At 49.7% G+C, this 12888-nt stretch carries 11 protein-coding genes; 4 read left to right on the top strand and 7 right to left on the bottom strand.

Annotated features, from left to right (window positions below):
* Positions 1 to 459: 459 nt before the first annotated feature.
* On the bottom strand, positions 460 to 1107 hold the full coding sequence (locus NP77_RS10890) for a YchE family NAAT transporter (protein WP_003853931.1): 648 nt from the start codon (positions 1105 to 1107) through the stop codon (positions 460 to 462).
* A gap of 460 nt (positions 1108 to 1567) precedes the next feature.
* Here NP77_RS10890 and adhE point away from each other — a divergent pair, with 460 nt between their 5' ends.
* Positions 1568 to 4255 carry a bifunctional acetaldehyde-CoA/alcohol dehydrogenase gene (gene adhE / locus NP77_RS10885; RefSeq protein ID WP_039660120.1) on the top strand — a complete coding sequence of 896 codons (2688 nt, stop codon included), beginning with the start codon at positions 1568 to 1570 and terminating at the stop codon, positions 4253 to 4255.
* A 67-nt stretch (positions 4256 to 4322) separates the two neighbouring features.
* Here the strand turns inward: adhE and tdk are convergent, their stop codons facing one another.
* On the bottom strand, positions 4323 to 4943 hold the full coding sequence (gene tdk, locus NP77_RS10880; RefSeq protein WP_003852240.1) for a thymidine kinase: 621 nt from the start codon (positions 4941 to 4943) through the stop codon (positions 4323 to 4325).
* 410 nt (positions 4944 to 5353) lie between these two features.
* On the opposite strand from tdk, the gene hns reads away from it, so the two are divergent.
* A complete protein-coding gene (hns, locus tag NP77_RS10875; RefSeq protein WP_003852241.1) occupies positions 5354 to 5770 on the top strand; it encodes a histone-like nucleoid-structuring protein H-NS in 417 nt (138 codons plus the stop codon).
* Between the two features lie 71 nt (positions 5771 to 5841).
* Here the strand turns inward: hns and NP77_RS10870 are convergent, their stop codons facing one another.
* From NP77_RS10870 to rssA, 5 genes are all read right to left on the bottom strand, one after another.
* A complete protein-coding gene (locus tag NP77_RS10870) occupies positions 5842 to 6849 on the bottom strand; it encodes an NAD-dependent epimerase (protein WP_003852243.1) in 1008 nt (335 codons plus the stop codon).
* A gap of 14 nt (positions 6850 to 6863) precedes the next feature.
* Entirely contained in the window at positions 6864 to 8204 is a 1341-nt protein-coding gene (locus NP77_RS10865; protein WP_003852248.1) for a UDP-glucose/GDP-mannose dehydrogenase family protein, read from the bottom strand.
* 22 nt (positions 8205 to 8226) lie between these two features.
* Positions 8227 to 9135 carry a UTP--glucose-1-phosphate uridylyltransferase GalU gene (gene galU, locus NP77_RS10860; RefSeq protein ID WP_008925296.1) on the bottom strand — a complete coding sequence of 303 codons (909 nt, stop codon included), beginning with the start codon at positions 9133 to 9135 and terminating at the stop codon, positions 8227 to 8229.
* A 193-nt stretch (positions 9136 to 9328) separates the two neighbouring features.
* The gene (rssB, locus tag NP77_RS10855; RefSeq protein ID WP_003852251.1) at positions 9329 to 10345 is read right to left on the bottom strand and encodes a two-component system response regulator RssB; all 1017 of its coding nucleotides are present in this window, start codon (positions 10343 to 10345) and stop codon (positions 9329 to 9331) included.
* A 99-nt stretch (positions 10346 to 10444) separates the two neighbouring features.
* Complete coding sequence (rssA, locus tag NP77_RS10850) at positions 10445 to 11350, bottom strand: patatin-like phospholipase RssA (protein ID WP_003852252.1); 906 nt, start codon at positions 11348 to 11350, stop codon at positions 10445 to 10447.
* Positions 11351 to 11446: 96 nt separating this feature from the next.
* Between rssA and NP77_RS22950 the strand changes: the two genes are divergently transcribed.
* Together NP77_RS22950 and purU are read left to right on the top strand one after the other, a co-directional pair.
* On the top strand, positions 11447 to 11902 hold the full coding sequence (locus NP77_RS22950; RefSeq protein ID WP_071591703.1) for a YchJ family protein: 456 nt from the start codon (positions 11447 to 11449) through the stop codon (positions 11900 to 11902).
* A gap of 55 nt (positions 11903 to 11957) precedes the next feature.
* Positions 11958 to 12806, top strand: a complete 849-nt coding sequence (gene purU / locus NP77_RS10835) for a formyltetrahydrofolate deformylase (protein WP_003852258.1) — start codon at positions 11958 to 11960, stop codon at positions 12804 to 12806.
* Positions 12807 to 12888 lie beyond the last annotated feature (82 nt).

Here is a 12888-nt window from a genome sequence, read left to right as displayed (position 1 = left end):
AGGGGCGCCAAAGCAAAATAACGAAAATGTTAACTAATTCTCTTTTATCATGAGATGTCACGAAGCGGAAGTGTTAATTTTCGTTCTGAAAATTTCATATCAATATGAAAAATAGGCGTTTTAGCCGGAAAGCTCTTTGCGGAGCAGGATCAGGTGACAAATTGTGCCTGTTTTGGCATTCATACTGATAAATCCGGCTTCAGCATGATGAAATTCAGGCTTACCGTAATATTGTGGCGGATTATGAGGCAGAGTTAAAAGTGCAGAGGAGAATATCGTGTGAAAATAGTGACATTATTTCCCACGAAAAAGTCTGTGAGCAAACACGCAGTAATGAAATTTATAATCGTGCCTCTATTTTAAGTATCGCGAATAATTGCATCGTAATAGTGCAATGAAAGGCCATTTTGCACCATTACGGATCATTACTTCATTTCATTGCCTGAAATAAGTGAGGGTTTAATTCAGCAGACCGGGAAAAATAGACTTCATACCGGTTACAACAAATTCAATGCCCAGTGCCATCAGTAACAAACCCATGATACGGGTAATGACGTTGATGCCGGTCTGGCCGAGAATACGCACCATTAATGGTGCAGCCCTGAACAGTAACCAGCAACAGAAGGCAAAGATAGCAATTGCCAGGGTAAACCCCATCAGGTTCAGCCAGCTGTGATAACGGGTACTCCAGACGATTGTCGAGCTAATAGCACCTGGCCCCGCCATCAGTGGCAGCGCCAGAGGCACAACGCCCACGCTTTCACGGATCGCCGTTTCTGACTTTTCCTGCTTGTTCTGCTTATCCTCACCCAGCTTGCCGCTGATCATCGACATCGCAATGGTGACGACCAGAATCCCACCCGCAATGCGGAAAGAGTCAATCGAAATACCGAACACATGCAGAATCGCATCGCCCAGAAAAAGTGACGTCCAGAGAATGATGGCCACCGCAAGATTAGCGGTAAGGTTAGTTTTATTACGCTCAGCCACGCCCTGATATCGGGTCATGCTGATGAACACCGGAATAATGCCCACTGGATTGACCAGCGCAAAGAGCCCGACAAAAAATTTTATATAGCCTGATAAATCTAACAGCGCAGGGTTCACGACTTTAACTCCGTACCACAGGGGGGAAACGCGCCTAATGTATGTGAAAACAGACCCGTACACCAGATGCTGAGCCAGCTATTTATATAGATGAATGAACGCTCCTTTAGCGCTTTACACCAGAGATTAAAAAGTGACTGGATTTAGACGCTACCAGGCTGACTGCCAGCATGTGAAAGTCCATTTGAGCTGATAAAGGATCAGCGCCGTGCTGAAAGGTGTCAGCCTGCGGTTAAATTGATCTGCATCAAAATTGACCTACCCCAAACCAGGTAATATTTTCACAACGGAAGTATTAGCGGCATCAATGAAAACGTCTTCACAGACAACGCAAGACTTATTCAGTAAGCAGTTGAAAATCCTGTCATTACATCCTGATATAGCGCATTTTTTGAGCATAGCTATACTCAGGGCGCAGGATTGTTTACTAAAAAAGTTTAACTTCCTTCAGGAGAACACCATGGCCGTAACCAATGTCGCTGAACTCAATGCACTGGTTGAACGTGTAAAAAAAGCCCAGCGTGAATATGCCAATTTTTCTCAGGAACAGGTCGACGCCATATTTCGTGCCGCCGCCCTCGCTGCCGCAGATGCCCGCATCCCCCTTGCTAAGATGGCTGTTGCCGAATCCGGTATGGGCATCGTCGAAGACAAAGTCATTAAAAACCATTTTGCTTCAGAATATATCTACAACGCCTATAAAGATGAAAAGACCTGCGGTGTGTTAGCCACCGACGATACTTTCGGCACCATCACCATCGCCGAGCCGATTGGCCTGATTTGCGGTATCGTCCCGACCACCAATCCAACCTCAACCGCCATCTTCAAAGCGCTAATCAGCCTCAAAACCCGCAACGGTATCATTTTCTCGCCACATCCACGTGCCAAAGACGCAACGAATAAAGCGGCAGATATCGTCCTGCAGGCCGCGATTGCCGCCGGTGCGCCTAAAGACATTATCGGCTGGATCGACGCCCCATCTGTTGAGCTGTCAAACCAGCTGATGCATCACCCCGATATCAACCTGATTCTCGCCACTGGTGGACCGGGAATGGTGAAAGCGGCTTACAGCTCCGGCAAACCGGCAATTGGTGTGGGTGCCGGTAATACGCCGGTGGTGATTGATGAAACCGCCGATGTGAAACGTGCCGTTGCGTCAATTCTGATGTCGAAAACGTTTGATAACGGCGTGATCTGCGCCTCAGAACAATCGGTAATCGTGGTTGATTCGGTCTATGACGCAGTGCGTGAACGTTTTGCCAGCCATGGTGGTTACATGCTGCAGGGCGCCGAGCTGAGTGCAGTTCAGAATATCATCCTTAAAAACGGCGGCCTCAATGCGGCCATCGTGGGTCAACCGGCATTTAAAATTGCGGAGATGGCCGGGCTAACCGTACCAGCAGACACGAAAATTTTGATTGGTGAAGTGAAACTCGTGGATGAATCTGAACCTTTTGCCCATGAAAAACTCTCCCCAACGCTGGCGATGTATCGGGCGAAAGATTTCCAGGATGCGGTTAATAAAGCGGAGAAACTGGTCGCGATGGGCGGTATCGGTCACACCTCCTGCCTTTATACCGACCAGGACAACCAGACTGAGCGCGTGCACTACTTCGGCGACAAAATGAAAACTGCGCGTATTCTGATCAACACGCCGGCTTCACAGGGCGGTATCGGTGACCTCTACAACTTTAAACTGGCCCCCTCTCTGACGCTGGGTTGTGGTTCATGGGGCGGTAACTCTATTTCAGAAAACGTCGGTCCAAAACACCTGATTAATACCAAAACTGTCGCCAAGCGAGCTGAGAATATGTTGTGGCATAAACTTCCTAAATCCATCTACTTCCGTCGGGGTTCACTGCCTATTGCGCTGGAAGAAGTGGCAACGGATGGCGCGAAACGTGCCTTTATTGTCACTGACCGTTTCCTGTTCAACAACGGCTATGCCGACCAGGTCACCCGCGTGCTGAAATCACACGGCATCGAAACCGAAGTCTTCTTCGAAGTTGAAGCTGACCCGACGCTGAGCATCGTGCGTAAAGGTGCCGAGCAGATGAACAGCTTCAAGCCTGATGTCATCATCGCACTGGGTGGTGGTTCCCCGATGGATGCCGCGAAAATCATGTGGGTGATGTACGAACATCCGGAAACCCACTTCGAAGAGCTGGCGTTACGTTTCATGGATATCCGTAAACGTATCTACAAATTCCCGAAAATGGGCGTAAAAGCACGGATGGTGGCCATCACCACGACCTCCGGGACCGGTTCAGAAGTCACACCGTTCGCCGTGGTGACCGATGACGCGACAGGTCAGAAATATCCACTCGCTGACTATGCATTGACCCCGGATATGGCGATTGTCGATGCTAACCTGGTGATGGATATGCCGCGTTCACTCTGCGCCTTTGGTGGTCTGGATGCAGTGACCCACGCGCTGGAAGCCTACGTTTCTGTGCTGGCAAATGAGTACTCTGATGGGCAGGCACTGCAGGCACTGAAACTGTTAAAAGAGAATCTGCCAGCCAGTTATGCTGAAGGCGCGAAAAATCCGGTTGCGCGTGAACGTGTCCACAACGCTGCTACTATCGCCGGCATTGCGTTCGCCAACGCCTTCCTTGGGGTCTGTCACTCAATGGCGCACAAACTGGGTTCAGAATTCCATATCCCTCACGGCCTGGCTAATGCGCTGTTAATCTCGAACGTTATTCGCTACAACGCCAATGACAACCCGACTAAACAGACCGCTTTCAGCCAGTATGATCGTCCGCAGGCCCGTCGTCGCTACGCTGAAATTGCGGACCATTTAGGTTTGAGCGCGCCGGGCGACCGCACTGCGCAAAAAATCGAGAAGTTACTGGCATGGCTGGATGAGATTAAAACTGAACTGGGTATCCCGACCTCCATCCGTGAAGCGGGTGTGCAGGAAGCGGACTTCCTGGCAAAAGTCGACAAACTGGCCGATGATGCCTTTGATGACCAGTGTACCGGTGCTAACCCACGTTATCCGCTGATTGCTGAGCTGAAACAGATTATGCTGGACACTTTCTACGGTCGTGAATTTGTTGAACCGTTCTCAAGCGTCGCTCAGGCGGTTGCTCAGCAGCCGGTTAAAGGAATCAAGGCTGATAAGAAGGCGAAAAAGGTCTGATAATGACCCGCTGACACTGTGATAAGAAAACCCGCCACGGCGGGTTTTTTATTACCTGAAAAGAGGGTTACGGCAGCGGAGTCTGTGCACCATGAATCGCCTGTAACGAGCCCTGCTCTATCGCCTGTTTATAGTGCTTACGACAGACGGAGATATAACTTTCGTTACCGCCAATCACGACCTGCTCACCTTCACTGAACGGTTTACCTTCACTATCCAGTCGCAGCACCATGCTGGCCTTGCGGCCGCAGTGACAGATAGTTTTAAGCTCAACCAGCTTATCAGCCCATGCCAGCAGATACTGACTGCCCACAAACAGTTCACCCCGGAAATCAGTTCGCAAGCCATAACAGAGCACAGGGATGTCCAGATCGTCCACGACATCAGAGAGCGCTTTGACCTGTTCCCGGGTCAGGAACTGACTCTCATCAACTAACACGCAGTGAATAGGCTGCACAGCATGTTCAGCAGCAATTTCACTGTAAAGTGCAGTCTCTGCATTGTAGAGCACAGCGGGAGACGAAAGTCCGATGCGGGAACTCACCTGCCCGGCACCAAAGCGATTATCGATCTCAGCGGTGTAGACCAGTGAACGCATGCCGCGCTCCTGATAGTTATAGGAAGATTGCAGCAGTGCAGTTGATTTCCCTGCATTCATGGCAGAGTAATAGAAATAGAGTTGGGCCATAGGAACGTATCTTCATCGGGACTGAACAGAATGGCGCGCATATTAACACAAAGCGCAGGGAATACGTTGACGCCGATGGAGGAATAGAGCGTAATGCCCGCCCGCTTACCGTTAAACAGGCAGTTTATGACGACCGTCAGGTGCGTCAGGAAAGAGAATAAGTTTTGCTTATTTTAACTGCAATGCAAGCAATGACATTTTTGTTACTGCCTTAAATACATTAAATTTATTTCATATCACACTAAGCGAAAATATTTTTCATTCGGCATAATTATGAATTATTCCCCCTCAGGTTATTTTAATTTCCAGCGTTATTAGCCGTGATCATTTTTTTTATGATTGAAGTTATTTAACGTCACCACTACTATTAGCGGGCAACACAACTTTCCCCTTATTCAGAGACCAGGACAATGAGCGAAGCACTAAAAGTTCTTAATAATATCCGTACGCTGCGCGCCCAGGCCAGAGAGTATTCCGTAGAAACACTGGAAGAGATGCTGGAAAAACTGGACGTGGTGGTAAAAGAACGCCGCGAAGAAGAGTCGCATTTTCAGGCAGAAAATGAAGAACGCACGCGTAAACTTAATCAGTATCGTGAAATGTTGCTGGCCGATGGAATCGACCCGAATGAACTGATTAACGCCCAGGCCGCGACTCCCCGAACTGCGGCAAAAGCTAAACGCTCAGTGCGCCCGGCTAAATATGCTTATACCGATGAAAAAGGTGAGTCCAGAACATGGACCGGTCAGGGACGTACACCTGCGGTGATCAAAATAGCACTGGAAGAACAGGGTAAAACGCTGGACGATTTTTTACTGAAACAGTAAACAGTGCCGCGACATTAGTATCAGCCTGATGCGCAAAAAAAAGGAAGCAGACGCTTCCTTTTTTCTTTAAATCAGACGCTGTAAAAATCCCGATACCAGTCAACGAATTTTTTAACGCCCTCTTCAACACCGGTCTGCGGTTTAAAACCAATGGCCTCAAACAACGCGCTTGTATCCGCACTGGTTTCCAGTACATCACCGGGTTGCATCGGCATCAGATTTTTATTCGCAGTAATACCCAGTGCTTTCTCAATCGCTTCGATATAGCTCATCAACGTAACAGGCTGACTATTACCAATGTTATAAACACGATATGGGGCTGAACTGGTTGCGGGTGAACCGGTTTCAACGGTCCAGTGATCATCCTTCTGAGGTATAACATCCTGCAGACGAACAATCGCTTCAGCAATATCGTCAATATAGGTAAAGTCGCGTTTCATCTGGCCCTGGTTATAAACATCTATCGCTTCACCGGCAATCATTGCGCGCGTGAATTTGAATAATGCCATATCCGGGCGGCCCCACGGCCCATAGACGGTAAAGAAGCGCAATCCGGTTGTCGGCAACTGATAAAGATGCGAGTAAGTATGCGACATGAGCTCATTGGCTTTTTTGGTCGCCGCATATAATGATACCGGATGATCAACGCTGTCTTCCGTTGAGAACGGCATCTTGCGGTTCAGACCATAAACTGAACTGGATGAAGCATAGAGCAGATGTTCAATTTTATGATGACGGCAGCCTTCAAGGATATTGAGGTGACCGATCAGATTAGCGTCTGCGTAAGCATGAGGGTTTTCGATGGAATACCTGACACCAGCCTGAGCGCCAAGGTGAATAACGCGCTGGAACCTGTTCTGGCCGAACAGTGATGCCATTGCATCACGGTCCGCCAGGTCCATCTCAATAAAGGTAAAACCTGGGTTGGCTTTAATTAAATTGAGACGGGCATGCTTGAGATTTACGTCATAATAATCATTCAGGTTGTCGATACCGACAACCTGGTGACCGGCGGCCAGCAGACGCTGACTAACATGAAAACCAATAAAGCCTGCGGCGCCGGTGACCAGAAAGTTCATAAATCCCTCGTTAATTATGCAGTTTGAATAGACGCTCCGCGGCCGATTGCATAATAAACGAAACCGCGTTTGCTGATACGCTCTGGATCATACAGGTTACGACCATCAAAAATCACGGCTTCTTTCAGCGCATTTTTGATAATGTCGAAGTCAGGCGCACGGAAGTTTTGCCACTCCGTACAGATGACCAGACCGTCTGCACCCTGCAGGGCTGCTTCTTTGGTCCCCATCAGCTTCAGATCGCTGCGGTGACCATAGATACGCTGCGCTTCGTCCATTGCTTCAGGGTCAAACGCCTGAACAGAAGCGCCCGCTTCCCACAGCGTTTCCATCAGCACACGGCTTGAGGCTTCACGCATGTCGTCCGTATTAGGCTTGAATGACAGACCCCAGAGTGCAAACGTTTTACCTTTCAGATCGTCGCCAAAATGACGCTTAATGAAGGTAGGCAGTTTATTTTTCTGGTTGTCATTCACATCTTCCACGGCCTGTAACAGACGTGGCTGATAGCCAATAGACTCCGCGGTACGGATCAACGCCTGCACATCTTTCGGGAAGCAGGAGCCGCCGTAGCCACAGCCAGGGTAGATAAAGTGGTAGCCAATGCGGGGATCTGAACCGATGCCCTGGCGTACTTTTTCAATATCCGCACCTAAACGTTCAGCCAGGTTAGACATCTCGTTCATAAAGCTGATTTTGGTTGCCAGCATGCAGTTAGCGGCATACTTAGTCAGCTCTGCGCTGCGGATATCCATCATGATCATGCGATCGTGGTTACGGTTAAACGGCTCATAAAGCTCACGTAACAGCTCTACCACGTCGTCGTTGTCAGTACCGACAACGATACGCTCCGGACGCATGCAGTCATTAACTGCAGCACCCTCTTTCAGGAATTCAGGGTTTGAAACCACATCAAATGTGATGTTGGCATCACGCGCTTTCAGCGCTTCCGTCATTACCGCACGAACTTTGTCTGCTGTGCCAACCGGAACGGTTGATTTGTCGATAACCACTTTGTGATCGTTCATATGCTGCGCAATGGTGCGCGCTACGGCGGTCACATATTTCAGATCGGCAGAGCCGTCTTCATCCGGTGGAGTACCGACTGCAATAAACTGCATAACACCATGGTTTACGCCCAGCTCAGCATCAGTGCTGAACTTCAGACGACCCGCTTCGTAATTGGACATTACCAGCGGCGTTAAACCTGGTTCGAAAATAGGAATGATGCCTTTTTTCAGATTTTCGACTTTGTTTTCGTCGACATCAATGCAGAGAACGTCATGTCCGACTTCGGCTAACACCGCAGCCTGAACCAGACCGACATAGCCGATACCAAATACAGTGACTTTCATCGAGTTATCCTGTGTTTATGAATTACTTTTTGTTGCCAACTGCGCCATCGAGCCATTCAGAAAAATCTTTGCCCAATACCGGATGACGAACACCGTACTCAACGAAAGCCTGCATGTAGCCCAGCTTATTACCGCAATCATGGCTCACGCCTTTCAGGTGGTAAGCTTCGACAGTCTCTTTTTCCATCAGCATGGCAATGGAGTCAGTGAGCTGAACTTCACCGCCTGCACCTGGAGGGGTTTTCGCCAGCAGTGGCCAGATCTCTGAAGAGAGAACATAACGACCGACTACAGCCAGGTTAGAAGGTGATTCTGACGCTTTAGGCTTCTCAACCACACCGACCATCGGCGCGCTGTCGCCTGGGTTCAGTTCTGCGCCCTGGCAATCAACAACACCATAAGCGGTCACATCGGCAACCGGCTCAACCATGATCTGGCTGCGGCCAGACTCTTCATAACGGCTCAGCATTTCTGCCAGGTTATCTTTGGTTGGGTTGGATTCGTATTCGTCGATGATGACGTCTGGCAGGATAACGGCAAATGGCTCATCACCGATCAGTGGGTGTGCACACATCACTGCGTGACCCAGACCTTTGGCAATGCCCTGACGAACCTGCATGATGGTAACGTGTGGCGGGCAGATTGACTGGATTTCGTCCAGCAGCTGACGCTTAACACGTTTTTCCAGCATGGATTCCAGTTCGAAGCTGGTATCAAAGTGGTTTTCGATGGCATTTTTTGATGAATGCGTTACCAGCACAATTTCATTGATGCCAGCAGCGATACACTCGTTAACGACATACTGGATTAACGGCTTATCAACCAGCGGTAACATCTCTTTTGGAATCGCTTTGGTAGCCGGGAGCATACGCGTGCCCAAACCCGCTACCGGGATTACCGCTTTTTTTACTTTGGTATTATTGGCAGACATTAAGATACCTCTCTCATAGGCCGTTCAAGTTAATACTTGATATGTCGGTTTAAATTCGGAAATGAGTATATCAGCTAGTATCGAACGGATTTATCCTGGAAGGCATGAAACCGTCGAAATTAAGACTATTACCCAACTGTAAAGCTAAACTCTGGCCCTGTCCTCAGCACCAGAATCTTTCGTTTTTTAGCCCTTATTCTTCGGTCGACAGCATCAGCCGGATGCGCCCGCCCGCGCCCCACACATGGCATTGCCAGTTATCAGCACGCTGACTGATTTGGTTCAGATGGGTGCTACCCATAGTGCCAAGAGGGACGCCATTGCTGAGCTGAATCTGATGGGTATGAACATGAAGTGTGGCGTTTAATCCGGCGGAAACCAGGATCAAGTTTTTTAAACCGCGGTGATAGTAACCAACCAGCAACGGGAACTGACCGCTGAGATTTGCCTGACGGAGTAACAGATTAACCTGTCTGAGCAATCCATTAAGCTCTGGCAGGCGCTGTTTTTGTCCGGTCAGCTGCTCCTGTAACAGACCATTGAACAGAGCCCGCAACAGCAACGCCGCCAGCACGCCATTGTCACCGGCGCGCGTGACGTCCAGACAGTAAAATGCCAGATCTTTATCGGAGAGCGCCGCGATATCAAGCACCAGTCCGGGCTGCTCAGCCATTGTCAGCTGGCGGTAGTTAACCCGACAGTTGGCAATCGTCTGTTGTACCGGAGGCTGGAGTTGCTTAAGCAGCTTGGCAGCCGCTTTGGGATCGCGAACCAGCGCATCCCAGTCCTGGAACAGTTGCTCATCCTCTTCCACTTTCGAGGTGAACATAGAGGGATAGAGACACTCATAGACCGCTTCACGGAAGCGTTCAAAGTTTTTCAGCGGTTTCAGCAGCACATCCTGCACCCCAAGACGCAGTACGTGAGCGATATCAGACATGTTTTCAGTGGCCGAAATGATTAAAATCGGCACCACATTGCCACGGGTGCGAATATGCTCAACAAACTGGATGCCGCTCATGCGAGGCATTTCCAGATCGCAGATAATCAGGTCGACAGTATGCTGTTGTAGTTGTGTAATTGCTTCCAGACCGTCTTCCGCTTGTAACGTCACAGCACCCATCGATAACAAAAATTGGTCCAGCAACGAACGGAAAACAGCCTCATCTTCGACAATGAGTATCTTTTTGCCGAGTAGTGGTTTTTCCATTCTTTCCCCCTGCGTACCAGATATTTCAATAGTGGTTCATAAAACGCAGTTGCGCCTTTCAGAATTGCCCGAAGTCACCGCTTTGAATGAACAACTTCATTATCTGCCACGGACCAGTGGTAATAGTTCATCCATTTTCTTCTCTACGGCCGCCCTGCCTGCCTCGATAGCCTCTTCAGCACGATGAAAGTCCAGCGTCGAAATTTGCGGACAGACCGGCTGTATTAAAACGTCGGGTGGATCGCCTGCCATACGGTTCATCTTCAGGCGATTCTCCAGCACCTGGATTGAGGTGGACATAATCTCCATCGCGCCAGGCGACTGAGATGCACGGCGCTGGGTGAAATTCACCAGGCGCTGTCGCAGTTTCCCACCCCAACTCAATGCCGCTGCTGCGGCTTCTTCTTCGCTGTTCTGAGGCGTAACGGAAAAGAGATCCTGTTGCATTAAATGCGCGTCATGCTGTAAATCAACGGCAATAACAATGTCTGCGCCCAGGGCACGCGTCAGTGAGACTGGCACCGGATTGACCACGGCACCATCTACCAGCCAATACCCATTGTAGCCCACTGGTGGTAATAAACCTGGCATACTACAGGATGCACGCACGGCCTGATGTAAATCGCCCTCAGTGAGCCAGAGTTCACGACCGGTACTTAGGTTGGTCGCCACCACGCCAAAAGGTTTATGGCACTGCTCAATCGCATCGTTAGGGATAAGCTGACGAACATGGTTGAAAACCCGCTCGCCGCGTAAAAGTCCGCCACGCTGCCACGAGACATCCATCAGACGAATAACATCCCAGTAGCGGAATGCACTGACCCATTTCTGCATCAACGGCAAACGATTATTCACATAGGCAGACCCAACCAGTGCGCCGACTGAGCAACCTGCAACAACGTCAATCTCAATGCCAGCGCGCTCCAGGGCGTTGATCACACCAATGTGTGCCCATCCTTTGGCCGCTCCAGACCCCAGAGCCAATCCAATTTTTACTTTTCTCATTTGTATCTGGTCCTGCCGTCAATACGTAGCGTCACAACGTGGGGTCAGCTAACATAGCGCGCCTGTGAAATCGACTCATCATTCTCTGGAGATAATGTGTCAGAAACCTGCCCATGTTGTAGCGGAGAGCAGTATAGCGTATGTTGCGAGCCCTTTCTGCAGGGCAACCAAATTCCTTTTACAGCTGAACAACTTATGCGATCCCGTTATTGCGCTTATGTTCAGCATAATGCGGAGTATCTGGTTGCGACCTGGCATCCTGATAAACGCCATCCCGGCCTGTCAGGGCTTTTATCTGAAAGTTTCCCGGGTACCGTTTGGCTTAGCCTGAATGTAACCCGTTGTAATCATGGAAGCCATGAGAACGAAGCTTTCGTCACCTTTTTTGCGCGATACCGCGAGAACGACAACATTCATGCCATTCATGAGTGTTCACGCTTTCTTCGCGAGGATCAACGCTGGTACTATGTTGACGGTACAGCACCGCCCGTGGGGCGTAACGATCCCTGCCCATGTGGCAGTGGCAAAAAATACAAAAAATGTTGTGGTTAAGCTGATGGCTGCCCCAGCGGTTTACCCCTAATGCTTTGACAGGACTCTGATTGAGATGCAAGCGCAAACCATGCAAAGAAAAGTTTTACGAACCATTTGTCCCGATGCAAAAGGTCTGATCGCCAAAATCACCAATATTTGTTACAAGCACGAACTCAATATCGTGCAGAACAATGAGTTTGTTGATCATCGCACCGGGCGTTTTTTCATGCGCACCGAGCTGGAAGGGATTTTCAACGACAACACCCTGCTCGCCGATCTCGACAGCGCTCTGCCACAGGGTTCTGTGCGTGAACTGCACAGCGCCGGTCGTCGTCGCGTAGTGATTCTGGTCACCAAAGAAGCGCACTGCCTGGGCGACCTGTTAATGAAGAGCGCCTTTGGCGGCCTGGATATGGAGATCGCGGCAGTAGTCGGTAATCACGACACGCTGCGTTCACTGGTTGAGCGTTTCGATATTCCCTTTGTACTGGTGAGTCATGAGGGTCTGACGCGGGAAGAGCACGATAACCGCATGGTGGAAGAGATTGATCGCTATCAGCCCGACTACGTGGTGCTGGCAAAATATATGCGTGTCCTGACGCCTGCTTTTGTGCAGCGTTATCCGAACCAGATCATCAATATTCACCACTCGTTCCTGCCCGCCTTTATCGGTGCCCGCCCTTATCACCAGGCTTATGAGCGCGGCGTGAAGATCATCGGTGCCACCGCGCACTATGTGAATGACAATCTCGATGAAGGCCCCATCATCATGCAGGATGTGATCAACGTCGATCACAGCTACACCGCTGATGAGATGATGCGCGCCGGTCGCGACGTAGAAAAGAATGTTCTGAGCAACGCACTCTACAAAGTTCTGGGGCAGCGCGTCTTCGTTTATGGCAATCGCACGATTATTCTTTAATCAGCCAGCGTGCTGAATTGTCTGCAGATTCAGCGCTACGCGTAAAAAGTGGGCAAACAGATGTTGTTTTGCCAGTGGGCGC

The organism is Pantoea sp. MBLJ3, from assembly GCF_000816655.1.
Lineage (GTDB): Bacteria > Pseudomonadota > Gammaproteobacteria > Enterobacterales > Enterobacteriaceae > Pantoea > Pantoea eucalypti.
The sequence above is the reverse complement of the archived record's forward strand: the minus strand, read 5'-3'. Positions and strand labels throughout refer to the sequence as shown.